Annotated in this window: 26 protein-coding genes; 12 read left to right on the top strand and 14 right to left on the bottom strand. The window is 57.6% G+C overall.

Annotated features, from left to right (window positions below; translation table 11 throughout):
* Positions 1-151 precede the first annotated feature (151 nt).
* On the top strand, positions 152-742 hold the full coding sequence (locus tag JXR15_RS04695; RefSeq protein WP_422052068.1) for a LysE family translocator: 591 nt from the start codon (positions 152-154) through the stop codon (positions 740-742).
* A gap of 67 nt (positions 743-809) precedes the next feature.
* Here the strand turns inward: JXR15_RS04695 and dapD are convergent, their stop codons facing one another.
* The gene (gene dapD / locus JXR15_RS04690) at positions 810-1,637 is read right to left on the bottom strand and encodes a 2,3,4,5-tetrahydropyridine-2,6-dicarboxylate N-succinyltransferase (RefSeq protein WP_422052067.1); all 828 of its coding nucleotides are present in this window, start codon (positions 1,635-1,637) and stop codon (positions 810-812) included.
* Between the two features lie 69 nt (positions 1,638-1,706).
* Entirely contained in the window at positions 1,707-2,639 is a 933-nt protein-coding gene (locus JXR15_RS04685) for a threonine/serine dehydratase (protein ID WP_422052066.1), read from the bottom strand.
* Between the two features lie 78 nt (positions 2,640-2,717).
* On the opposite strand from JXR15_RS04685, the gene JXR15_RS04680 reads away from it, so the two are divergent.
* Entirely contained in the window at positions 2,718-3,551 is an 834-nt protein-coding gene (locus tag JXR15_RS04680; protein ID WP_422052065.1) for a TIGR00730 family Rossman fold protein, read from the top strand.
* Positions 3,552-3,634: 83 nt separating this feature from the next.
* Here JXR15_RS04680 and JXR15_RS04675 read toward each other — a convergent pair whose 3' ends face one another.
* Together JXR15_RS04675 and JXR15_RS04670 are read right to left on the bottom strand one after the other, a co-directional pair.
* On the bottom strand, positions 3,635-3,844 hold the full coding sequence (locus JXR15_RS04675; RefSeq protein WP_283424573.1) for a hypothetical protein: 210 nt from the start codon (positions 3,842-3,844) through the stop codon (positions 3,635-3,637).
* A gap of 92 nt (positions 3,845-3,936) precedes the next feature.
* Positions 3,937-4,326 carry a phage holin family protein gene (locus JXR15_RS04670; protein ID WP_294115455.1) on the bottom strand — a complete coding sequence of 130 codons (390 nt, stop codon included), beginning with the start codon at positions 4,324-4,326 and terminating at the stop codon, positions 3,937-3,939.
* A gap of 387 nt (positions 4,327-4,713) precedes the next feature.
* Here JXR15_RS04670 and JXR15_RS04665 point away from each other — a divergent pair, with 387 nt between their 5' ends.
* From JXR15_RS04665 to JXR15_RS04620, 10 genes are all read left to right on the top strand, one after another.
* A complete protein-coding gene (locus tag JXR15_RS04665; protein ID WP_422052064.1) occupies positions 4,714-5,166 on the top strand; it encodes a c-type cytochrome in 453 nt (150 codons plus the stop codon).
* Between the two features lie 21 nt (positions 5,167-5,187).
* Positions 5,188-6,558 (top strand): cbb3-type cytochrome c oxidase subunit I, encoded by a 1,371-nt coding sequence (locus tag JXR15_RS04660; RefSeq protein WP_422052063.1) that lies wholly within the window; start codon positions 5,188-5,190, stop codon positions 6,556-6,558.
* A gap of 2 nt (positions 6,559-6,560) precedes the next feature.
* Positions 6,561-7,367 (top strand): CbbQ/NirQ/NorQ/GpvN family protein, encoded by an 807-nt coding sequence (locus JXR15_RS04655; protein ID WP_164643498.1) that lies wholly within the window; start codon positions 6,561-6,563, stop codon positions 7,365-7,367.
* A 103-nt stretch (positions 7,368-7,470) separates the two neighbouring features.
* On the top strand, positions 7,471-9,414 hold the full coding sequence (locus JXR15_RS04650) for a nitric oxide reductase activation protein NorD (protein ID WP_422052062.1): 1,944 nt from the start codon (positions 7,471-7,473) through the stop codon (positions 9,412-9,414).
* On the top strand, positions 9,411-9,947 hold the full coding sequence (locus JXR15_RS04645) for a cytochrome c oxidase subunit 3 (protein ID WP_422052061.1): 537 nt from the start codon (positions 9,411-9,413) through the stop codon (positions 9,945-9,947). The genes JXR15_RS04650 and JXR15_RS04645 overlap by 4 nt, the downstream gene beginning before the upstream one ends.
* A complete protein-coding gene (locus tag JXR15_RS04640; protein ID WP_422052060.1) occupies positions 9,947-10,207 on the top strand; it encodes a cytochrome C oxidase subunit IV family protein in 261 nt (86 codons plus the stop codon). The genes JXR15_RS04645 and JXR15_RS04640 overlap by 1 nt, the downstream gene beginning before the upstream one ends.
* Before the next feature lie 76 nt (positions 10,208-10,283).
* Positions 10,284-10,487: a hypothetical protein gene (locus JXR15_RS04635; protein ID WP_422052059.1), complete on the top strand. Its 204-nt coding sequence runs from the start codon at positions 10,284-10,286 to the stop codon at positions 10,485-10,487.
* A gap of 5 nt (positions 10,488-10,492) precedes the next feature.
* Positions 10,493-10,759: a hypothetical protein gene (locus JXR15_RS04630; RefSeq protein WP_422052058.1), complete on the top strand. Its 267-nt coding sequence runs from the start codon at positions 10,493-10,495 to the stop codon at positions 10,757-10,759.
* A gap of 582 nt (positions 10,760-11,341) precedes the next feature.
* Positions 11,342-12,565: a 5-aminolevulinate synthase gene (hemA, locus tag JXR15_RS04625; RefSeq protein WP_422052057.1), complete on the top strand. Its 1,224-nt coding sequence runs from the start codon at positions 11,342-11,344 to the stop codon at positions 12,563-12,565.
* 20 nt (positions 12,566-12,585) lie between these two features.
* Positions 12,586-13,089: a DUF2478 domain-containing protein gene (locus tag JXR15_RS04620; protein ID WP_422052056.1), complete on the top strand. Its 504-nt coding sequence runs from the start codon at positions 12,586-12,588 to the stop codon at positions 13,087-13,089.
* A gap of 2 nt (positions 13,090-13,091) precedes the next feature.
* Here JXR15_RS04620 and JXR15_RS04615 read toward each other — a convergent pair whose 3' ends face one another.
* From JXR15_RS04615 to JXR15_RS04570, 10 genes are all read right to left on the bottom strand, one after another.
* Positions 13,092-13,802 (bottom strand): CbiX/SirB N-terminal domain-containing protein, encoded by a 711-nt coding sequence (locus tag JXR15_RS04615; protein WP_422052055.1) that lies wholly within the window; start codon positions 13,800-13,802, stop codon positions 13,092-13,094.
* Positions 13,803-13,824: 22 nt separating this feature from the next.
* Entirely contained in the window at positions 13,825-15,387 is a 1,563-nt protein-coding gene (locus JXR15_RS04610) for a cytochrome D1 domain-containing protein (RefSeq protein ID WP_422052054.1), read from the bottom strand.
* The gene (gene nirJ / locus JXR15_RS04605) at positions 15,362-16,576 is read right to left on the bottom strand and encodes a heme d1 biosynthesis radical SAM protein NirJ (RefSeq protein ID WP_422052053.1); all 1,215 of its coding nucleotides are present in this window, start codon (positions 16,574-16,576) and stop codon (positions 15,362-15,364) included. The genes JXR15_RS04610 and nirJ overlap by 26 nt, the downstream gene beginning before the upstream one ends.
* A gap of 1 nt (position 16,577) precedes the next feature.
* Entirely contained in the window at positions 16,578-17,066 is a 489-nt protein-coding gene (locus tag JXR15_RS04600) for an Lrp/AsnC family transcriptional regulator (protein WP_422052052.1), read from the bottom strand.
* Positions 17,063-17,515, bottom strand: a complete 453-nt coding sequence (locus tag JXR15_RS04595) for an Lrp/AsnC family transcriptional regulator (RefSeq protein WP_422052051.1) — start codon at positions 17,513-17,515, stop codon at positions 17,063-17,065. The genes JXR15_RS04600 and JXR15_RS04595 overlap by 4 nt, the downstream gene beginning before the upstream one ends.
* The gene (locus tag JXR15_RS04590) at positions 17,512-18,510 is read right to left on the bottom strand and encodes an Lrp/AsnC family transcriptional regulator (protein WP_422052050.1); all 999 of its coding nucleotides are present in this window, start codon (positions 18,508-18,510) and stop codon (positions 17,512-17,514) included. Before JXR15_RS04590 ends, JXR15_RS04595 begins: the two co-directional genes overlap by 4 nt.
* Positions 18,511-18,513: 3 nt before the next feature.
* Entirely contained in the window at positions 18,514-19,662 is a 1,149-nt protein-coding gene (locus tag JXR15_RS04585) for a cytochrome D1 domain-containing protein (protein WP_422052049.1), read from the bottom strand.
* The gene (locus JXR15_RS04580) at positions 19,659-19,964 is read right to left on the bottom strand and encodes a c-type cytochrome (protein ID WP_422052048.1); all 306 of its coding nucleotides are present in this window, start codon (positions 19,962-19,964) and stop codon (positions 19,659-19,661) included. Before JXR15_RS04580 ends, JXR15_RS04585 begins: the two co-directional genes overlap by 4 nt.
* Positions 19,957-20,721, bottom strand: coding sequence for a uroporphyrinogen-III C-methyltransferase (gene cobA / locus JXR15_RS04575; protein ID WP_422052047.1), 765 nt, complete (start codon positions 20,719-20,721; stop codon positions 19,957-19,959). The genes JXR15_RS04580 and cobA overlap by 8 nt, the downstream gene beginning before the upstream one ends.
* Positions 20,722-20,953: 232 nt before the next feature.
* Positions 20,954-21,370 (bottom strand): cupredoxin domain-containing protein, encoded by a 417-nt coding sequence (locus JXR15_RS04570; RefSeq protein WP_422052046.1) that lies wholly within the window; start codon positions 21,368-21,370, stop codon positions 20,954-20,956.
* Positions 21,371-21,379: the final 9 nt, after the last annotated feature.

Here is a 21,379-nt window from a genome sequence, read left to right as displayed (position 1 = left end):
CGGAGATCGTTGTTAGGCAGGAGCCTTTCACAATTGCTGTGGTTGCAATGAACGATCTATGAGTAACGCATAGCGTTGGTTTCCACACCGAACAGATGTGACGGGGGTGTCAGGACCAACGATTGGTGCGAAGTCAAACAGGGTTTTGGGTATGGATTTTGCTGCGTGGTTTCCGATGGTCGCGTTTGTTACCGCCTCCACGATCACACCCGGTCCAAACAGCATTATGATCATGGCCTCAGGCGTGAATTTTGGTTTTCGCAGCACGGTGCCCCATATCCTTGGCGTTGCGGTCGGCATCACCCTTGTGATCAGCCTGGCCGGAATTGGCATTGGCGCCATTCTTGACCTGTTTCCCGTGGCGCGTTGGACGCTTTTGGCCGCCTCGACCGTGTACCTGCTCTATCTGGCATGGAAAATTGCAAACGCAGCGCCACCGGCAGAGGCCGATGCGGCGGGCACGCCATTGACCTTTGTGCAGGCGCTTTTGTTTCAGGCGGTCAATCCAAAGGTCTGGGCCTTGGGCATGGCCGCCGTGGCGCTCTTTGCGCCTGGGTTTGCGCCGGCAAGCGTGGTTTTTGTGGCATTGACCTTTGCAGGTGTTGGGCTTTTGTCCAATTCCGCCTGGGGCTGGTTTGGGACAGTTATTCGTCGGTACCTGTCGACGGGGCGACGGCTCAAAACCTTCAATATCGTCGCTGCGTTGGCGCTTGTGGCGTCGTTGGCTCCCGCGCTTTTCTGACAGAATACCAAAAACAAAGGCCAGCCTCCGAATGGAGACTGGCCCAAGATTTTGATAGGGCGCAGTCTTAGTCGCGCAGCAGCTCGTTGATGCCGGTCTTGGAGCGGGTGCGCTCGTCCACGCGTTTCACGATTACCGCACAGTAGAGGTTCACGCCATTCTTGGATGGCATGGAGCCTGCGACAACCACCGAGTAAGGCGGCACTTCACCGTACATCACTTCGCCGGTTTCACGATCCACAATCTTGGTGGACTGGCCAATGAACACGCCCATGCCCAGCACAGAGCCTTCGCGGACGATGCAGCCTTCAACCACCTCGGAGCGCGCGCCGATGAAGCAGTTGTCTTCAATGATGGTCGGGCCGGCCTGCATGGGTTCCAGAACGCCACCGATGCCAACACCGCCAGAGAGGTGCACGTTCTTGCCGATCTGGGCGCAGGAGCCAACGGTGGCCCATGTGTCGACCATGGTGCCTTCGTCAACATAGGCGCCGATGTTCACAAAAGACGGCATCAGCACAACGCTTGGCGCAACATAGGCTGACTTGCGGACCACGCAGTTTGGCACCGCGCGGAAGCCAGCATCTTTCCACTGCTTCTCACCCCAGCCTTTGAATTTGCTGTCAACTTTGTCCCACCAGCCGGAGCCCTGTGGGCCGCCATCCTGGATTTCCATGTCTTTGATGCGGAAGCCAAGCAGCACAGCCTTTTTGGCCCACTGATTGACGTGCCAGTCACCGTTTTCCATTTTCTCGGCGACGCGCAGGCTGCCGCTATCGAGCGCGTTCAGTGTGGACTCGATCGCGTCACGGGTTTCGCCAGTGGTCGCGGGGGTGATGGTGTCGCGCGCGTCCCACGCGGCTTCGATGGCTTGTTCCAGTTGGGCATTCGACATGTTTAAGGCTCCGGATGTCTTGGAATTTGGGGTGTTCTAACGGGATAGTGCGCGGGCGTCACGCGCTCATTATGTCGCTTGGCCAAACGGGTCCGGCGCAATGTTGGCGCCACAGACCAAAACGGCAACTTTTTCGCCCGGTTCGGGCACGTAGGCACCGGACATCAACGCAGCCAAAGCAGTTGCGCCAGCGGGTTCAACCAGTTGCCGGCGTTCCCGCCACAAGGCCTGTTGCGCTTGGGTGATGGCCTCATCTGTGACCAATACAGACTCCGCTCCCGTGGAGACTGCGAGTTCAAAGCAAATCTGGCCAATGCGTTTGGCGCCCAGCGCATTGGCCGCCACGCCTGACACATCCACGTCTACAGGCTCACCAGCCTTCAAGGCCGCATTGAGCGCGCAGGAGGTTTCCGGCTCCACAGCGATCACGCGGCGGCGGCCGTCAAACCAGGCCATCGATCCACCAATCAACCCACCACCACCGACAGCAATAATTACTGTATCGGCATCCAGCCCCTGCTCTTCCCACTCCAGCGCCACGGTCCCCTGCCCGCCCACAGTGCCCAGCGCGTCATAGGCGTGGATCTGCATCGCACCTGTCTCAGCTTCATACGACAGGGCTTTGTCGAGCGCATCAGAGTATGCACCGGGCACCACTTCTAGGTCCGCACCGACGTCGTGGATCAACGCCACTTTGGCGGGTCCCGCCATTTCCGGCACATAGATGCGGGCTTTGTGACCGAGTTTATGGGCCGCGTACGCCACCGCAGCGCCGTGGTTGCCTCCAGAAGCGGCAACCAGCCCTGCCGCAGGAACGTCCGAGGACAAGAGCGTATTGAATGCGCCGCGCGCCTTGAAGGTGCCGGTGTGTTGCATCTGCTCCAGCTTCATCTGTACCGGGAAATCCAGACCAAAGCCGTTGTCCACGGTCACCACCGGGGTGCGCAGTACGTGGGTTTTGATCCGCTCCGCCGCTGCGGCAATCTCTGTGCTCCAGTCCATTTTCACTTCCCTGTCACTGGTTTTGTTAGCGCGAACCCTATAGGCAAAAGAAAAACGCGCAAGCAAGGACCAGTAACGATGAAAGATGATCGCCGCCACCCGCTGTCAGATGCCCACTCTGATCGCCACACCGCCAACCAAGTTCCGGACACCCCCCAGACCCGCGCACCGTCCTACCGACTGGCCTTTGCGGACGAGGATTTCCTGTGTCGTCCGGAACTGCGTCCTGTGCGGTTGCAGCTGGAACTGCTGAAGCCTGAGTTGGCGATGGACGAGCATGAAATTGAGAGCACGGTGGTGCTGTTTGGTGGCGCGCGTATTCCGGAACCATCAAAGAAGGAGACTGCCCGCACCGAAACGCTGGCGGAACTGTCGCGGTTTTATGATGAAACCCGCAAGTTTGCGCAGCTGGTGACGGAAGCCAGCGACGGCAAGAAGAACGTCATTGTCACCGGTGGCGGCCCTGGTGTGATGGAAGCGGGCAATCGCGGCGCACAGGACGCCGGTGGGCGCTCGATAGGCCTCAACATCGTGCTGCCGCACGAGCAGGCGCCAAACGAATATGTGACACCGGAGCTGTGCTTCAACTTCCACTATTTTGCGATCCGTAAGATGCACTTCCTGATGCGCGCCAATGCGATTTGTGTGTTCCCGGGGGGCTTCGGCACCTTGGACGAGTTGTTTGAATCTCTGACGCTGATCCAGACCGGCCGCATGCAGCGTGTGCCGTTCCTGCTGTTTGGCAAGGAGTTCTGGCAGAAGATCATCAATTGGGACGCGCTGTCGGATGCGGGCACAATTTCCGCAGAAGACCTCGATCTGTTCCAGTTTGTAGAGACCGCGGAAGAGGCGGTGGACGTGCTCAATAACTGGCAGGACTATTCCCGTCGGGATCAGATTCCCGGCCGTTAGAGCCTTTTGATGCAAGGCGTCCCGGCCAAAGCCGGGGCGCTGCCTTGAGTTACTCAAGTGATCGTTACAGGTACCAGGTCCACTTAGTGGAAGTGCGCTGGAAGCACGCCAATTTCAGTACCCTGGGGCAGTTTGGTCACAACCTGTGCGCCCGCCACATCTTTGATCGCGTAGCCGTAGCCTGCCAGACGGAATTTCCATTCACGCGCGCTTAGAGAATTGTTCTTTTCGCGGGTCAAAATGTCGAGAACAGGCGCGTCGATCATTGCGCCGCCGATGTCTGCATGTGCCATGTGTCAGTTCCTTTCTGATTGTTTACAGAATGGAAACTGACCGTTGATCGAGGCGCAATTGGCGCTCAATTGTGAAAAGTTTTAGGCAAACTTTACGTGTGCGCTTTGGGTTTCGCGAGGGATGGGAAGAGATACTTCGGCAACAGCACCCCGGCAATCAGCGCGCCGAGCCAGACAATCAGGGTGGCCGCCAGAAGGTTGGCAATACCGCCGATGGTAAAATCACTGACCAGCATTTCGGTGATCAGCAGGCCAGCAAAGGTGACAACCAAGGACAGACCTCCCAGAAGCTCCGGCAGTTTTTTCTCGGATACTTTACGGATGATCGGCAAGAGCACGACAGAAACCACAGTGAACACCAACGTGACAATCACGATGCCAAGAAAGCCGATGGTAAAGCCGGGTAGCAAAATATTCGCGAGGATCAGACCAATGGCATTGGCAATCAAATGGGCCGCGGCGGACAGTACAAAACGGGGCATGATGCGCCTTTCCTAATAGAAATCTCCAGCAGCTTACCCTGATTGCCGTGGCACAATCTATGGTCATTTGGCGGCGCACAAATGCGCTGCAATGCGCGGGCAGCTGCGGAACCGAATCCTGCACATAGCAAAGGCCTGGGAGGCAAATCCGGCTTAGATATTATCTTAAATAGACCGTTGGAAATAAGGTATCTGAGATGCTGCTTTAGAGCATACGAATAAAAGTAACTATTTAATTTCAAGATATTTTTTCGACATGCGCACCGCCTCACACCGCCGTGTCGCTAAAGCGTACTTTGGAAATCTAGGGTGCCCTTAACAATTGTCAATCGTCTGGCCGAGACAAGGCTCTATGCCCAAAAATGGATAACTGAGCTGGAGGCCGATATGCGAGAAGTCATGACCAAGACCATGGCACGAAACGTGTTCTATGGCGGCTCGCTGTTCTTCATTGTGGTCTTTTTGATCTTATCGGCGCATTCGGTGCGGTACGTTGTTACCCAATCGACTGCACATGCCGAACTGACGGACAGCGTGGCCCGTGGCAAACATGTGTGGGAAAAACACGCATGTATCAACTGCCACACACTGATGGGGGAAGGTGCCTACTTCGCCCCGGAACTACAAAATGTGATGGCCCGGTGGGGCGTGGACGACGATCCTGAAACCGCTTTCGAAATCATGAAAGCGTGGATGGAGTCCCAACCAACCGGCATCGAAGGGCGTCGTCAGATGCCTCAATTCAACCTGAGCGATGACGAACTGCGCGACCTCACGGATTTCTTCCTGTGGGTGAACGGGATCGATGCGCAGGGTTGGCCGCCCAACGAGGCGGGCTAAGGCCGGACGAGGAGACAAGAGATGAAATATCAAACTCAAAAAATTGCCTATTGGTACTTCCTGGCGGCCATGATTCTGTTCGCTGTGCAAGTCACCGGCGGGCTGATCGCCGGCTGGATTTATGTCAGCCCGAACTTCCTGTCCGAGCTGCTGCCGTTCAACATCGTCCGGATGCTGCACACCAACTCCCTGGTTGTGTGGTTGCTGCTGGGCTTCTTTGGTGCGGCCTACTTCCTTGTACCGGAAGAAGCCGAACGGGAGATCTATTCCCCCAAATTGGCATATCTACAGTTGATCATCCTGCTTCTGGGCACCGCTGGCGTGGTGGTCACCTATGTGTTCAACCTGTTTGAAGGCAACTGGCTGCTGGGCAAAGAAGGTCGCGAGTTCATTGAGCAACCTGTCTGGGTCAAGCTGGGCATTCTGGTTGCGGCGCTGATCTTCCTGTTCAACATCACAATGACCGTGTTGCAGGGCCGTAAAACCGCAATCACCAACGTGCTGCTTCTGGGTCTTTGGGGCTTGTCGCTGCTGTGGCTGTTTGCCTTCTACAACCCTGCCAACCTGGCGCTGGACAAAATGTTCTGGTGGTACATCGTTCACCTGTGGGTGGAAGGTACTTGGGAACTGGTGATGGCGTCGATCCTGGCCTACCTGCTTCTGAAACTGACCGGTGTGGACCGTGAGATCATCGAAAAGTGGCTCTACATCATTGTCGCCACCGCGCTGTTCTCTGGCATCCTTGGCACAGGCCACCACTACTACTGGATCGGCTTGCCGGGTTACTGGCAGTGGATTGGCTCGATCTTCTCCTCGCTGGAAGTGATCCCCTTCTTCGCAATGATGAGCTTCAGCTTTGTCATGGTGTGGAAAGGCAAACGTGACCATCCGAACAAAGCCGCGCTGCTTTGGGCATTGGGTGCCGCAACCGTGGCCTTCTTTGGCGCAGGCGTCTGGGGCTTCCTGCACACACTGCACGGTGTGAACTACTACACCCACGGCACACAGATCACCGCAGCCCACGGTCACTTGGCCTTCTACGGCGCCTATGTGGCAGTGAACCTGGCGATCTTCACCTATGCCTTCCCAATCCTGACCAACCGGGACCCCTACAATCAGGTGCTCAATATGGTGAGCTTCTGGCTGATGACCGGCGGGATGGCGTTCATGACCTTTGTTCTGACCTTTGCGGGCACTGTGCAAACACACCTGCAGCGCGTCATGGGCGAAAACTTCATGGACATCCAAGAAGGTCTCAACTTGTTCTACCTGATGCGCTGGGGCTCTGGTCTCTGTGTTGTGGTCGGCGCCATCCTGTTCATCTATGCGCAGCTGGCTCCTCGTAAAGAGATCATCACACGCGGCGCTGAAGCCAAAAGTGAAGGAGCCTGATGATGGCTGCTGTTGAAAAAACCACGGAGGGGGCTAAAGCCCCCTTCTACTCACCCGTCTCAGATGAATGTGATGTCTTTGAAGCTGCTGAACGCCATGGGCTGCCGCTGCTTCTGAAGGGGCCTACTGGCTGCGGTAAGACACGCTTTGTCGCCCATATGGCTGCCAAACTTGGCCGCCCACTTTATACCATTGCTTGCCACGACGACCTTTCTGCGGCGGACCTTGTTGGTCGCTACTTGTTAAAAGGTGGAGAAACAGTCTGGGTGGATGGTCCTTTGACACGCGCGGTGCGCGAAGGGGCAATTTGTTACCTAGATGAGGTTGTTGAAGCCCGCAAAGACGTGACCGTTGTGTTGCACCCGCTCACAGATGATCGTCGCATCCTGCCGCTGGACAAAACCGGCGAAGAAATCGAGGCAGCACCGGGCTTCATGCTCGTGGCCAGCTACAACCCTGGCTATCAGAACATCCTGAAGACTCTGAAGCCGTCCACCCGTCAGCGTTTCCTGTCGATTGATTTTGATTTCCCTGCGCAAGACCGGGAAATTGACATTGTTGAGCATGAAACCGGCTTGGACACAGATCGTGTGACCGCGCTTGTCCGCTTGGCCAACAAGCTGCGCGGCCTGAAAGGTCAGGACCTGGAAGAAGGCGTCTCGACCCGCCTTGTGATCTACTGTGCCACGCTGATTGCCGACGGCATGTCCGTTGAGCGCGCCATCCGCACCGCCATGATCGAGCCGCTCACCGATGACGAAGACGTCAAACGTGGCCTGATGGATCTGGTCACTGCGATATACGGTTAAGCGTCCCTCTAGTGCTTAACCGCCCTCGGCAGCGACCGGCCACCCAGTACGGTCGGTCGCTGTTTTTCTTTCCAGGACGTTACCTAATCACCCGAGGTGCCTCATGTCCGAACATGAATTCGATATTTTTGAACCAGAAGAGACCGTTGGCAAACTCTGGCATACCTTTGCCAGCCGGTTGGACGCCCGCGACACCCACGAGGATGCCGCCGTGGCGTTGGAAGACGTTTCAGGCCGTCTTGGTGTCTTTTTCCGCGGCCTTGGTGGCTCACACGGGGCGGAGATAAAACCCGCCACACTAAAAGTGTCCAACCACCGCCTGTCATGGCGTCGTACCTTGGGGACTTGGCGCGAGCGCGAAGCCCGCCCGAGCTTTGATGGAGAGGCGCTGCGCCTCCCAGAACACATCGCGGAATTCCCGGCCCGCGAGGCCAATGCGGCGCTGTATTTCTGGCTGGTGGCCTCTGTTGCCCACGCCCCTGAGCCTGTGAAAGAAGACGACCCCCTGCGGGCTGATCTGCGAGCGCTGCAAGCCTCCATTGCGATGACGCAGGCAACGTTGAAAGATTGCCCCGGCCTGCGCGGGTTTTATGAAACTCTTGTGGGGGCCTGTCGGTCTCAACGACCAACCACACAGCTCCCTAAGTTTGAAAGGGCCCTCGAAGCAGCCATTGATCATTTGCTGGGGGGACCGGAGCCAACAAACAGTCTGGCGGCTGAGTTCATTATGCTGATCCGCCAACCTGAAGCGTCTCTGGATACGATCACGGCGCCTCATGGCTACCGCCCATTTCAGTCGATTCCGATGTGGCCGGACTTGAGGCCAATGGCAAAACGCGCCGCCGTGGACCGTCTGCCGGAAAGCGAAGAACAGGGGCAAGGTCCCGGCGAAGACTCTGAGGGCACCAAGGCTGCACGCCGGTCTCAAAGTGATCTTGCTGAACGCCGTGACAGCCTGATCCTGCACAAGTTCGAAGCCATCTTTAGCTGGGTTGAGAGCCTCAACATGAACCGGCGGGTGGAAGATGACGACGAGGACAACGCGCGCCGGGCGGCAGATGACCAAGACGAGCTGGCGCTGGGTCAGATTTCCAAAAAGACCGCCACGCGGCTGAAATTTCACCTCGATCTATCGCCTGAGGATGCCGAGCGGGAGCAATTGTCCGGCAAACACATGTATCCGGAATGGGATCACCGCAAAGGGGCTTACATCCCCAACCACGCGCGGGTTTTGGCCAGCGTGGCAGATGAGGTTGAAGCGCTTGAACATGATCCGGCGGCAGAACGGCGTATCCGCGCGGTGAAGCGACAGTTTGAAGCTCTGCGTCCGAAACGTGTGATCCTGCCACGTCAGCTTGATGGGGATGAATTGGACCTAGAAGCTGCAATTGCGGCGCAGGTGGAGCTGCGTGCGACTGGCCGATCCAGTGACCGGGTGTATCGCGCGGCGAAAGTTATGGACCGTGATCTGGCGATCTCCGTGCTGATGGACATTTCTCGCTCCACTGAATCTGCCATTGGCGACCGCTCTGTGATCGAAGTCGAACGGGAAGCGCTGACCGCCTTGGCTTGGGGGCTCAATGCTTGTGGCGATGATTTTGCCATCAATTGCTTCTCGTCGCTCAAACGCGACCGAGTCTATGTTCAGACCTGCAAAGAGTTTGATGAAACCATGAGCGCCAAAGTCGAAGCGCGGATTGGCGGGTTGAACCCCGCGTTTTACACGCGCCTTGGCGCGGCGGTGCGTCACGCGGCGGCAGGGCTGGATGACCGGCCCAACTCTCGTCGCCTGCTACTGGTGATCACCGATGGCAAGCCCAATGATCTGGACCACTACGAAGGCCGTCACGGCATTGAGGACAGCCGCATGGCAGTGCGCGAAGCCCGCCGTCGGGGTCACGCCGTGCACGGAGTTGTGGTCGATCAAAAAGGCCAGGGTTGGGTGCAGCGGATTTTTGGGACCGATGGATTTTCCGTGGTGCCGGACCCTACGCGATTGACCGCAGCTTTGCCGGAAATCTACCGACAGATCACAGGCGGCGCATGAGTGATCAAACCTCTGTGCTGGACGAGCTGCCGGGGGATCTGATGATCTGGGTGCTGATTGTGTCCGAACTGTTGGTGTTTGGTGCAGGTTTTTTGGCCTTCCTCGGCATGCGGGCGATGGATCCGGTTGGCTTTGCCGCTGATCAGGCGCAGCTCAACCGCGTGGCCGGAGCCGCCAATACCATTGTGTTGGTGACAAGCGGATACTGCGCGGCGCGAGCGGTGCATTCCACCCGACACATGCGCCTCTGGCTCACTGGTGCCATTGTTTTTGGCATGGTGTTTCTGGTCGTAAAGTGGCTCGAATACGCAGAAAAAGCCCGTTTGGGCATTGGTATTGAGACCAGCGACTTCTTCACTTTCTACTACCTGCTCACAGGGTTTCACGCGCTGCATGTGGTAGCCGGTTTGGTGATCTTTGGCCTGCTGATGCGCTGGAACACGCCCCGCAACATGGAAGCGGGCACTGCCTTTTGGCACATGGTGGATCTGATCTGGATACTGCTCTTTCCCATTATCTATCTGGTGCATTGATGACCACAGTCCTGACCCGCGCCTGGCTGCTTTTGATGGCCTTATCTTTTGCGACCACCGTGTTTGCCGGCGTCCTACCGGAGGCAGGCCCAATTTTTGTGGCAGCTGTGCTGGGTCTGGCTGGTGTGAAGTCGCGGGTGATTTTGTCCGACTATCTTGGCCTGCGCGATGCGCCGACATTTCAGCGTGGCTTTACAATGATCCTGATTGGGTTTCTTGGTCTGGCTCTGATGCTTTATGCGCTCCCGTTTGGAATGTGATCCGGCTTGACCATGGTCAAACAAAGCCCCCTGCCGAGTCGGTAAAGTGCCCCCAGAACATAACAGGAGTCGTCTTATGAACAGGTTCCCTCTGGCCGTATTGGCTGGGGTCTTGGCCTCACCCGCCTTCGCCCACCACGATCACACGCCGCTGCGTGAAGCTGTCATTGACGGCCACTCCCACGCGGTTGGCGGTGCCACGCTTTGGCTGGCCGGCGCTGTCATCGCCATGGTCCTCGCCCTCTATGCCGTGCAACGATCGGTCTTCCGCAAGAAATGAGCATCATGGCGCAGCATAGAGACGGCAGATGGCCCGTATGGGCAGTGTCCCTGGTGATGTACCCGTTTGCCGCGGGGGCCGCCTATGTGAACCTGTTTTTCCTGTTTCTGATGCTGCAGGCCATCGGCATTGAGGCGATCTCCACCAAACAAGCGATCTACGGCGGCATTGTGCTGGGCATTCCTTTTGCCTGGATCTCCGGTCGCTGGATCCGCGGGCTGATTGATGAGGCGGAAGACGCCGCAGACAAAGACTCCGAAACCCGACCCTGACGTGGCCACCTTAGGCTGACCCATTCAGCCGCCCCTCCCTCCCCCGGATAGGCCACGACCCAGCAGACACCAGACCCACCCTCGGGTTTGGTGTTTTGCTTTTCTTGGGGGCTGCACTCCATGAAAAATAGCTGCATGTCACAGGCATCATTTCCCCATATTTTTAAGGCTTTAGGAGAGATTTTTTGAATGTCTTGACCGTTGTTAAGTGCGCCGACTCGCGGCCGTGTCACAACAGGCACAGGTTCACCCGGCAAGGGTATTCGCGTCCCCTTGTCCCTGCCAAAGAATTCGGCCTCAGTGAATGTGTTGCCTCTGTTCTTGGGTGAGGCCAGAGGCGGCAAGCATCACGCCCGGGCGTGTTTCGCCCACAGGCCAACCGCCTTGATGTATCGAGTTTTCATACATGTCGGGGCCGAACGCTGTCTCTTGACCGGGCAGCAGGCGGTTGGTCTTTCTACCCTTTCAAGTCGTTACATGTGAGCACCCAAACAAAATGGATCCCGCTTGACAAAGGTCATGCGAAAGGCCGACGGGATGCGTTTTAAAGAGGGCAACCCAGACTCTACCGGAGGATGTCCGATGGACTACCAGGCATATTTCACAACCCGTCTTGATGCTCTGCGGGACGATGGCAACTATCGTGTGTTTGCTGACCTTGCCCGTAAACGGGGCAGCTTCCCGCGCGCCAATCACACTGGGGAAGACAGCAGTGGCGAAGTCACCATCTGGTGCTCCAATGACTACCTTGGCATGGGGCAAAACCCTGACGTTCTGGCCGCTATGCACACCGCGCTGGACACGGTGGGTGCAGGCGCAGGCGGCACACGCAATATCTCGGGCACCACGCATGAACACGTACTCCTGGAGGCAGAGCTGGCGGATTTGCATGGGAAAGAAGCCGCTCTGCTATTCACCTCCGGATATGTTTCTAACTGGGCCGCATTGGGCACTTTGGCGAGCCAAGTTCCGGGCTGTATCGTGTTTTCCGACGCGCTTAATCATGCCTCGATGATTGAAGGCATCCGCCACTCCAAAGCGGCGCGGGTGATCTGGAAACACAATGATCTGGACGACCTTGAGGCCAAATTGGCCACCGCGGATCCGGACGCGCCAAAGCTGATTGCTTTTGAAAGTGTTTATTCCATGGACGGTGATATCGCACCGATCAAGGAAATCTGCGATCTGGCGGACAAATACGGCGCCATGACCTATCTTGATGAGGTGCATGCAGTGGGTCTTTACGGGCCACGCGGCGGCGGAATTGCCGAGCGCGAAGGCTTGATGGACCGGTTGACCGTGATCGAAGGCACCTTAGGCAAAGCCTACGGCGTTGTCGGCGGCTATATCGCAGCCTCTGCAGAGCTCTGCGACTTTGTGCGCAGCTTTGCCAGCGGGTTTATCTTCACCACCGCCCTGCCCCCTGCTGTAGCCGCCGGGGCGCGTGCCTCGGTGCAGCACCTGAAAGCCTCAAACGTAGAGCGAGACAGCCAAAAAGAACGCGTGGCTAAGGTGCGTGCGGGTTTGGACACTCTTGGCATTCCGCATATCCCAAACCCCTCCCACATCATCCCTGTGATGGTGGGCGACCCGGTGAAATGTAAGTTTATCTCCGACACGTTGATGCGCGACTATGGCGTTTACATTCAGCCAATCAACTACCCCACCGTGCCCAAAGGCACCGAGCGGCTGCGCATCACTCCATCGCCGGTCCACTCTGATGCGGACATTGAGCACTTGCTGCAAGCGCTGGAGGCATTGTGGAGCCAATGTGAAGTTGCGCGCGTGCCAATGGCGGCACAATAGAGACTAATTGAGGGAAAGCGATGCGTATTGGCTTTGTGTCGGCAGAGGGCCGCGGGGAAACTGATCGGCTGATCTCTGAAGCAGCTGCCACTTTGGAGGCGGAGGGATTCCGCCTCAATGGCATTGTGAAGGTGCTGCAAGAACAACCGGAGGGCAGCCACCATTGTGATACGGACGTGCGGGTGCTGTCGGATGGGCGCACCATTCGGATTACGCAGTCGCTGGGTAAAGAATCCCAGGGCTGTCGGCTGAATCCAGAGGCGATTGCCGAAGCGGTCGCCGCTGTGGATCAAACCGGTGGTTTGAAGGCGGATGCTTTCTTGCTGAACAAATTTGGTCCCGAAGAGGCCGAGGGGCGCGGCTTTCGCCACGCCATCGCCGATGCTTTGGAGAAAGGCATTCCGGTGCTGGTCGGATTGGGGGCAGGTGAAGCCACGCGCAAGGGGTTTGACGCCTTTGTAGGGGATCTGGCAGAAGCGCTTCCCGCCGATCCCGACGCCATTTTGAGGTTTGTACGCGGCTGATCTTACGCCGCGTTTTTGGCATCAAGAATGGCAACTTCTGCCCGAATAGACTCTGATATTGTTTTTTTCATCCCCGGCAAGTAGCTAATACTGGGCAGCAGATCTCCGGTGAACCCAGCGGTGTCAAGCGCCTTGCGCACATCCTTGCGCACGTGCTCCCCTTCCATGGCAAAGAACGGCAAACACATAGCCGCATCCGGCGTCGCTTGCGCCACATCCGTGAGAAGTGGTTCCTGCTCGATGAAACCAAGCTGCACGGGATATCCGCCCAACGCGTCCTGGAGCTGACGGGTGAACTCCTGCGGCACCTGGGCCGGCGCAATGCGCCCACTGGCAGATCCATGCGCCACCACCAAAAGTGGACCTTTGCCAAACCCACATGCGGACTTGATGGCTTCGGCCGTGCGCACAGCCAATCCTTCCGTCATGCCAAATGGGGGCATCATCGTCACCGATGCATGCCCCAGACGTTTGGCAAGGGTGGTTTTTACAAACCAACCATCCGTCATGAACAATGGATAGATCACACCGTCTGGCCGCAACTGCGCCAGTTTTTCTTCCAACTTACCTGGCGCGGCCAGGGTGGCCGTGCCAACTGAAGAACACGAGAAATGAGGCTCTAACCCGGCCAAAAATGCCTCAAGCGCAATCTCTGCCTCCTCAGGAAAAGAGGGTTGGCCGTGTGCAACTATAAGCGCGTCAAGCTGTGACATAGCGGGCTCCTTTCGAGCTGGCTTAGTGACTTGTGCCTTCTTCGAAGGTGATCTTGTTCCAGACGTTGTATTTGCCGGAGGGCTTGTTCATCGGCAGACGTTTGATCTCCTCAAGCGTCTTGGCGTCATAGACGATCACCGCGCCGTCGTTCTCCCAGATCGACACCAGCGCGTAGCTGCCATCTTTGGTGAACTCGACGTGCGCCACGGTGGCATCTGGTTCTGGCCGCAGGGTTTTCACGATTTCCAAAGTCTGCTTGTCGATTACGTGCATCTTGTCCTTGTTGGGGCCAAAGAACACATCGACCCAAACGTAGGGCGAGTTTTTGTGAGACCGCATAAAGAAGCCTGGACCTTCGGTCTTGATTTTCTTCACGGTCTGCCAGCTTTCCATGTCGATCACCGATACCATGCCATCTTTGAGATGCGGCGTGGCCATCACGGTGGTGCCGTTCCAGTCCCAGGTGATGCCAGAGCCAAGGTGCGGCATGCCGGGCAGGTCGAGATCGGCCTCTTTCTGTCCAATCACCAGATCCATCACCAGACCGCCCTCACCTTTGCGTGAGGCGCCCATGACGTATTCGTAAGATTGATCAAAAAAGAAGTCGTCCATGTAATCCGGCGTGCTGATCTTGCGCACGGGGAAGTCGGTGTCCTGCGGCACCGGGCCTTCGATGCGGTAGTCATGTGCCAAACCACCAGCAAAGATGTTCAGGTCCGGGTATTTGGAATAGCTGACTTCCCAGATTTCCGGCACATCTTTGAGCGCGAGGACAAAGCTTTCCCGTGGCGGCGCTTGATAAACAGCAGCAATCCGACTTGGCGTGCCGTCTTTGCCGACAACGTCATGCACCTCGGCGACGGAGAGGTCTTCGGTCGAGAGAATGGTCAGCGTGTTGGGCAGGTAATTCGCCACCGCCAGCCATTTGCCGTCACCGGACATGGCGATGTTGCGGCTGTTCAGGCCCGCACGTACGCGGCCGACCTGCTTCAATGCGTAGATGTCATACTTCTGCACCCAGCCGTCGCGCGACATGATGAAAACAAACTTGCCATCGGGCGTGAACTTCGGCCCGCCATGTACGGCAAACGGCGTTTCAAATCGATCGAGCACCTCAAAAGTGTCACCATCGAGCACCGAGACATGGTGATCGCCGGTTTCCACCGCTAGGGTGATGTTCATCGGATCGGACGACCAGACCGGGCCATCGACGGGCGCATAGTCTTCGTCCATCACGCGAGACGCCATGATCTCTGCGTCGCCCCAAGGTGGGATCACCTCCAGTGGGGTTTTGAGGTAAGCAGCCAGTTCGGCAATGGCCGCATCGTCCAACTCCTCGGAATACCCCGGCATCTGTGTGGCCACACGTCCATCGCGGATCACCGCTTCAATCTTCGGCCCACGCATTCGCTTGAGGGTTTCCGGGATCAGAGCCGGACCCTGCGCGCCAAGCCGGTTTTCACCGTGACAATCGGCACAGAGGTTTTTGTAATCCTCAACGGGGTCGGCCTGTGCAGTAAAAGGCAAACCCGCGACCACGGTTGCGAGCAGCGCGGTTTTAAAAGAACTGGTGTTTCGGGTCATGGCTTTTTCCTCGGAAGGGGGTGACTTCGAGACGCGCGGCATCCGCGATGCCTATCTCTTCATTGGTGAGGTAGCAGGCCGGATCTTCGGCCCAGGGGTTGCCGGTTACTTGCAAAGCACGAATGCGGGTGTTGCCACCACAGACGTCTTTAATTGGACAGGCACCACAGCGGCCTTCAAGCGGACGGGGGCGGGTGCGCAGCGTGGCGAGCATCTGGTCCTCACCGGTCCAGAGCTCGGAAAACGGTGTCGTTTTCACATTGCCCACAGTGTAGTCGGACCAATAAGTGTCCGGATGCACCTTGCCCAAGAAGTCGATATTGGCGACGCCGAGGCCGGAAGAATTGCCGCCCCAAGCCACAAGGTGATCGCGCAGATTAGAGACTAAGTCTGCTGAAAACCGCTCTTTGGCCCACTGCAGGAAGTATCCGGCATCAGCGTCGTTGTTGCCGGTCACAATATCAAGTTCACGACCGCCATTGGCCGATTCCCAGGCACGTTCCAGCAGGAGATCCATACCCTTGCGAGTCATCAAATGGTGCGCATCTTCGCAGCGGTTTTTGTCACCACGTCCGGCGTACACAAGGTGGGACAAGTAGAATTTATCGACCCCTTCGTCATCACACAGCTTCAGCAGATCAGGCAGGTGATGCTGTGTGCCTTCGGTCAGACAGAAGCGCAGCCCCACGCGTACATCGCGCTTCTTGAGCTCCCGCACACCACGCACAGCGTCGTCAAAGGCGCCATCCACACCGCGGAACCAGTCATTGGTTTCGCCGATGCCGTCGATGGAAATGCCGACGTAGTCAAAACCAATCTCGGCCACCTGATCGGCGGTTTCACCATGGATTTTGGTGCCATTGGTCGAGAGCGCCAGAACACGAGTCAGTTCCCGCGCGCGTTTGGCTAGAGGAAAAAGATAAGGGCTGTCGAGCGGCTCGCCACCGGACAGGATAATCGCCGGCACGCGGAATTGGCCGAGGTCTTCGAGCGTGTCAAACGCCTGTGCCTCGCTCAGCTCGCCTGGGAACTTCACGTCGGCCGACACGGTATAGCAGTGACGGCATTTCAAGTTGCAGCGGCGGGTCAGGTTCCAGATCACCACCGGCTTGACCGGCCCAGAGCCACGGCGGCGGCGCACCGGGGTCGGGTTGGCGAGCTGATGCATGTATTCGGTCAGACGGAACATGTCAGTCTCCTTTGTTGCGCAACCGGAGGCCGGTTTTTTTCAAAATTCGGGTGGAATAGAGGGTGTCAGAGGCACGTAAGGCATCACCAAGGATGGCCACAATCTCTTGGCGTTTCTCTTCGACTTCCTCGCGGGAGGAGCCATGGACCATGGCAAAGAGGTTATACGGCCAATCTGGAAGCGCACGTGGGCGTTCATAACTGTGGGTCACAAACGGCAGCGCGCCAATTTTTGGACCCAATTCAGAAAGTACTGAATCGTCCACATCCCACACCGTCATGCCATTTGCGGTCATGCCAAGCTTGTAGTGGTTGGGCGCGGCGGCAATGCGGCGGATGGCGCCGCTTTCTTTCATGGCGGCAAGGCGGGCGGTCAGCTCGGCCTCTTGCAGATTCAGACTCCGTGCCACCTCAAAATAGGGGTTTGAGATCAAGGGAAGGCCGCCTTGAAGTGCTTCGATTATGGCGCGGTCTGTTGCGTCGATGCTCATGCTGACACCCTGAATCCGATGAAAAATTCTTGGAGTTTGGGGAACTGATAAACCCGCAAACCGGTCTCTTCCTCGATGCGCGCGGCGCTCTCACCGATGCCCTCTTCGGTCTCACAGGCCAGTACAAACCACATGTTGAGTTTGTGGGTGCGCTCGTAGTTATGAGCGACTTCAAGATGGGCGTTCACAAGATCATTGACCCCGTCAAAGCGGTCTTGCGGCACTTCCATGGCGCAGAGGCAAAACGCCCCGCCCATGCGGACTGCATCAAAGAACGGACCAAAGCGGGTCAAGATACCGCTCTCGCGCATCGCTTTCACGCGGGCCAGCAACTCGTTCTCGGTGATGCCGAGGTTTTCCGCCAACGGCAAAAACGGACGGTGGGTCAGCGGCAGGTCGTCCTGCAATGCGTTCACCAGCGCGCGGTCGATATCATCCAGCTGGTTCATGCGGACACCTCTTTGGCTTGGTCGATCACCGCACCTTTTTGGCGGAAACAACGGATGGAGAAGAGAACTTCGTGGTCCACATCCTGAAGCTCTGGCAGCGCTTCGGCCTTGGCCAAAACTGTCATCGCATCTTCACGGGATTGCGCATGGATCATGCAGTAGAGCCGATAGGGCCACACATCTGGCACCGGGCGACGTTCATAGCAAAGCGTTATGCCTGGCAGAGCGGCAAGCTGTTTGCCAGCATAGGCGACGCGGTCCTGCGGCAGGTCCCACACCACCATGGCGTTGGATTTCCATCCCAAGGTGCGGTGGCGCACGATCACGCCAAGTCGGGACAGGATGCCGGCATCACTCAAGACTGCGATACGGTCCATCACGTCCTGTTCTTTGCGGTGTAACTGGTTGGCAATCACCGCGTAAGGTTCTGAGGCGAGAGGCATGCCAATGGACAGGATATTCATCAGCGCCTTGTCGCCTTCGACAATCGCAGAAGGGTCCGCTGTGCGTTTGGCCGGGTGGCAAATCGGTGCACCGCCAGACGTCATTTTGAACCCAAGGTCGATGTTAAACGGCTGCCGCAGGCGTAAATCCATCACTCGCAAGCCGGTACGCTGTGCAATACGGTCCAGAAGATCATCCACCGCGTCGCGATCGGAGCCAGTTGCCACAAACCAGAGGTTCCAGTGGTTTTCCCGCTCATAGGAATGGTTGACGCCCGGTTCCAGATTGATGATGGCGGCCACGTCTTCCACCCGCCCTTGAGGCGCGGCGACGGCCGCCAGAGTGGAGGCAGAGAGCGTGTTGGGCGCGCAGGTGGCGCCCACACGGGTGATGCGGCCTTCGTTGCGCAGCGCGGTCAGGCGCTCCAGCACGTCAGCTTCATTTGTACCCAAGCTCTTCGCCAATTCGGCAAAGGGTTTGGACACAATTGGAAAATCGCGCTGCCAATCATCCAGCAGCTGGCGATCGAGGATGTCAGCAACGTCTTGCATGGCTTACAATCCAGTCCGGTGAGCACGCGCGGTGAAGAAGATGCCCGAGGGGCTGTCCGCATCAATCTCGCGCAGCAGCTCGAAGGTGTGGGTGTCGTAGACCTTGACCTTGTTCTCATCTCGTACGCTGAGCCAGATCTCGTGCCCGCGCGGGGTGAACTCCATGTGCAGCACGGCAGGGCCGGGTTTGAACTCATGAATGATCTCTTTGCTGACGCTGTCGATCACCTGAATGGTGTCGTTCATCGGGTGGGCAAAGTTCACCCAGACCTGACGCCCATCGGGCCGCGCCATGGCAAACACCGGCTGCGAGTACGTCTTGGTCCGTGCGGTCTCTTCCAATGTGTTGGCGTCGATCCAGAGCACCTCGTGATGGCCCACGGCTGGCAGGACAAATTCAGACCCGGTTAAAGCCCAACCTTCCAAATGCGGCATCTTATACACCGGCATCTCTTCCTGCCCGCGGCCATAGTTTGGCAGCACACGGATCGGCTTGGGATCGTCTTCCCAAAGGTCGAGCGCGGTCAGGCCATCTTCGCCAAAAAGACCGGTGATATAGGTCCGCCCGTTGCCGGTGATCAGCGCGTCATAGGGATTTTCACCCATGTCAGGGATCTTGGTGATTTCCACCGCGGATCCCGACAGATCAGCAATCCAGGTCTCGCCTGTGTCCCACATCGTAAAGACGAACCGGCGCCCCGGCGCGTCCACGAGACCAATGGTTTTGCTGTCTGTCGGAATGTCTGCGACCAGGTCCAGCGTGTCGGCATCAAAGATGCGCACACCGCCGGGTTCATAGTTGGAGACGGCGACCAATTTGCCGTCATCCGAAATTGCGCCGCCAATGGAGTTCCCGGCCTGTACCACGCGGTTGGCGATTTTGCGCTCCACGATGTCGACTTTCGTCAACCCGCCGTCGCGGCCAAAGACGTAGGCATAGCGTTCATCGGAGGAGTAGACCATCGAGGCGTGGGAGAGATCGCCCAGTCCTTCGATCCGAGCCAGCGAGGCGCGCTCGGATTGATCCACCAACAACACCGAGCCTTTGGCGCGCTCAATAATCAGGCCCAGATCGCCGGTGGCGATGGTTTCAGCAAACGCGGCGGTGCCCATCGCGGCAGCCACGGCCAAGGCGGAAATCAGGCTTTTCATGGTGTCTGTCCTTTCAACAAATACTCCGCAATCCAATCGGCCTCAGCCTCTGTGATGAGGGGGCGCCACGGGGGCATTGCGGTGTCGGGAATACCGTCGAGGATCACGGCCTTAAGCCCCTCGGCGTCGTAATGTCCGATGGTCGCAGGCCGGATATCCGGCCCCAGACCACCTTTCAGCGTCAACCCATGGCACGAGCCACAATCCTGCAGCACAAACCGCTCCAGCTTAACGGGGTCCAACGTGGGCTCCCCGGCAGCAGCGGTGCCTGCAAGGAGCAGCAAGGCCAAAAGGTCACGCATGGGCGGCAACCCCATTTTCCGGCGTCAACGAGGCGCTGTCGTAAAGCGAGACCACTTTGCCGATCACAAAAAGCGTTGGCGGCTTCAGTCCGACATCGCGGCTGTCTTGCGCCACGCGGTTGAGGGTCGAAATCATCCGGCTTTCGTCCGCTGCGGAGACACGCGAGATGGCCATTACAGGGGTAGAACCCGGCAGGCCTTCGGTCATCAAGCCCACGGCAATTTGGCCGATGTTGGCGACCCCCATGTAGACCACCAAAGTGGTGTCCGGATCAGCGAGCTTTTTCCAGTCCAGATCAAGCGCATTGTCGGCCTGACGGTGACCGGTCACATATTGCACACCGGTGGCGAGGCCCCGGTGGGTGAGCGGCACGCCGGTCACGCTGGCGGCACCTTGGGCCGCGGTGATGCCGGGCGCGTATTCGACTTCGACGCCTTGCTCGATCAGATGTGCCGCTTCCTCAGAGCCACGGCCAAATATCAGAGGGTCGCCCCCCTTTAGTCGGGCGACCGTGCGGCCTGCCAAAGCCTCTTCCACGAGGATTTCGTTGATGCGCTCCTGCGGCACGGTATGGCATTTGGGGGATTTGCCGACAAAGATCATCTTGGCATCAGGACTGGCCATGGCGATGATCTCGTCAGAGACCAAACGGTCATAGACCACGGCATCGGCTTCTTTCAGCATGCGGATGGCTTTTACGGTCATCAGCTCCGGGTCTCCGGGGCCTGCGCCGATCAGGTAAACTTTACCGGTCATATCTCTCTCGCTCGTCATCTTGTGGCTGGCTGATCACCACACGACACAGGCAAAGACGGCGCAAAATGCGCGCTTACGAGACATTGCCAGCGGGTGAGGCTTGGGCCGGTTTATGAGAGCAAATTGGCGGGAATGGCGTGATGATTCCTTGACATATGCTAAGGCGCCCCACTTTTGAGACGCCTTATTTCATTGACTAAAACATCAATTGAAAATGTGTTTTTAGGAAAGGTTATTCCGCCACCACCGTAACCATGCCAATCATCTTTTGCGTCTCCCAATGCGGGCCACACAGGTAATCTTGGTCACCTTCGGTCAGAAACGTGAACTCGATCACTTCCTCTGGAAAAGCCCGATCACTTTCAGGTTCATCCGGCACCTTCACACTATGGCTGGTGCGTTTGTCTACGTTGGCCCAGCGCACGGTAGTGCCAACCGGAACGGTAATCGCGGCGGGGCAAAAATTGTATTTGTACATCTTCACCACAACCACGCCTTCAGCCTCAGCTGACGGGGCGCCGAACATTTCGACGTACCGCTCTTCGGCTTCCGCACAGAGCTCAGCCGTGGTGTCATCGGCCAAAACAGAAGACGCCGCGCAAAGCGCGACTGATAAAGGCAGAGCAAGAGCTGTCAAACGATGGATCATTTGTCTTCC

This window comes from Shimia sp., assembly GCF_049116215.1.
In the GTDB taxonomy this organism is placed as follows: domain Bacteria; phylum Pseudomonadota; class Alphaproteobacteria; order Rhodobacterales; family Rhodobacteraceae; genus Shimia.
Note: the sequence above shows the minus strand (reverse complement) of the source record. Positions and strands in the feature narration are given on the sequence as shown.

Excerpts from the sequence above, each read along its gene's own strand:
- JXR15_RS04630 (WP_422052058.1), top strand. The coding sequence starts at position 10,493 with ATGGCGCAGCATAGAGACGGCAGATGGCCCGTATGGGCAGTGTCCCTG.
- hemA (WP_422052057.1), top strand. The coding sequence starts at position 11,342 with ATGGACTACCAGGCATATTTCACAACCCGTCTTGATGCTCTGCGGGAC.
- JXR15_RS04595 (WP_422052051.1), bottom strand. The coding sequence starts at position 17,515 with ATGAACCAGCTGGATGATATCGACCGCGCGCTGGTGAACGCATTGCAG.
- JXR15_RS04635 (WP_422052059.1), top strand. The coding sequence starts at position 10,284 with ATGAACAGGTTCCCTCTGGCCGTATTGGCTGGGGTCTTGGCCTCACCC.
- JXR15_RS04640 (WP_422052060.1), top strand. The coding sequence starts at position 9,947 with ATGACCACAGTCCTGACCCGCGCCTGGCTGCTTTTGATGGCCTTATCT.
- JXR15_RS04610 (WP_422052054.1), bottom strand. The coding sequence starts at position 15,387 with ATGACCCGAAACACCAGTTCTTTTAAAACCGCGCTGCTCGCAACCGTG.
- JXR15_RS04665 (WP_422052064.1), top strand. The coding sequence starts at position 4,714 with ATGCGAGAAGTCATGACCAAGACCATGGCACGAAACGTGTTCTATGGC.
- JXR15_RS04670 (WP_294115455.1), bottom strand. The coding sequence starts at position 4,326 with ATGCCCCGTTTTGTACTGTCCGCCGCGGCCCATTTGATTGCCAATGCC.
- JXR15_RS04580 (WP_422052048.1), bottom strand. The coding sequence starts at position 19,964 with ATGCGTGACCTTTTGGCCTTGCTGCTCCTTGCAGGCACCGCTGCTGCC.
- JXR15_RS04695 (WP_422052068.1), top strand. The coding sequence starts at position 152 with ATGGATTTTGCTGCGTGGTTTCCGATGGTCGCGTTTGTTACCGCCTCC.
- JXR15_RS04615 (WP_422052055.1), bottom strand. The coding sequence starts at position 13,802 with ATGTCACAGCTTGACGCGCTTATAGTTGCACACGGCCAACCCTCTTTT.
- JXR15_RS04585 (WP_422052049.1), bottom strand. The coding sequence starts at position 19,662 with ATGAAAAGCCTGATTTCCGCCTTGGCCGTGGCTGCCGCGATGGGCACC.
- JXR15_RS04685 (WP_422052066.1), bottom strand. The coding sequence starts at position 2,639 with ATGGACTGGAGCACAGAGATTGCCGCAGCGGCGGAGCGGATCAAAACC.
- cobA (WP_422052047.1), bottom strand. The coding sequence starts at position 20,721 with ATGACCGGTAAAGTTTACCTGATCGGCGCAGGCCCCGGAGACCCGGAG.
- JXR15_RS04650 (WP_422052062.1), top strand. The coding sequence starts at position 7,471 with ATGTCCGAACATGAATTCGATATTTTTGAACCAGAAGAGACCGTTGGC.
- JXR15_RS04590 (WP_422052050.1), bottom strand. The coding sequence starts at position 18,510 with ATGCAAGACGTTGCTGACATCCTCGATCGCCAGCTGCTGGATGATTGG.
- JXR15_RS04660 (WP_422052063.1), top strand. The coding sequence starts at position 5,188 with ATGAAATATCAAACTCAAAAAATTGCCTATTGGTACTTCCTGGCGGCC.
- JXR15_RS04570 (WP_422052046.1), bottom strand. The coding sequence starts at position 21,370 with ATGATCCATCGTTTGACAGCTCTTGCTCTGCCTTTATCAGTCGCGCTT.
- JXR15_RS04655 (WP_164643498.1), top strand. The coding sequence starts at position 6,561 with ATGGCTGCTGTTGAAAAAACCACGGAGGGGGCTAAAGCCCCCTTCTAC.
- JXR15_RS04645 (WP_422052061.1), top strand. The coding sequence starts at position 9,411 with ATGAGTGATCAAACCTCTGTGCTGGACGAGCTGCCGGGGGATCTGATG.
- JXR15_RS04675 (WP_283424573.1), bottom strand. The coding sequence starts at position 3,844 with ATGGCACATGCAGACATCGGCGGCGCAATGATCGACGCGCCTGTTCTC.
- JXR15_RS04680 (WP_422052065.1), top strand. The coding sequence starts at position 2,718 with ATGAAAGATGATCGCCGCCACCCGCTGTCAGATGCCCACTCTGATCGC.
- nirJ (WP_422052053.1), bottom strand. The coding sequence starts at position 16,576 with ATGTTCCGTCTGACCGAATACATGCATCAGCTCGCCAACCCGACCCCG.
- JXR15_RS04600 (WP_422052052.1), bottom strand. The coding sequence starts at position 17,066 with ATGAGCATCGACGCAACAGACCGCGCCATAATCGAAGCACTTCAAGGC.
- JXR15_RS04620 (WP_422052056.1), top strand. The coding sequence starts at position 12,586 with ATGCGTATTGGCTTTGTGTCGGCAGAGGGCCGCGGGGAAACTGATCGG.
- dapD (WP_422052067.1), bottom strand. The coding sequence starts at position 1,637 with ATGTCGAATGCCCAACTGGAACAAGCCATCGAAGCCGCGTGGGACGCG.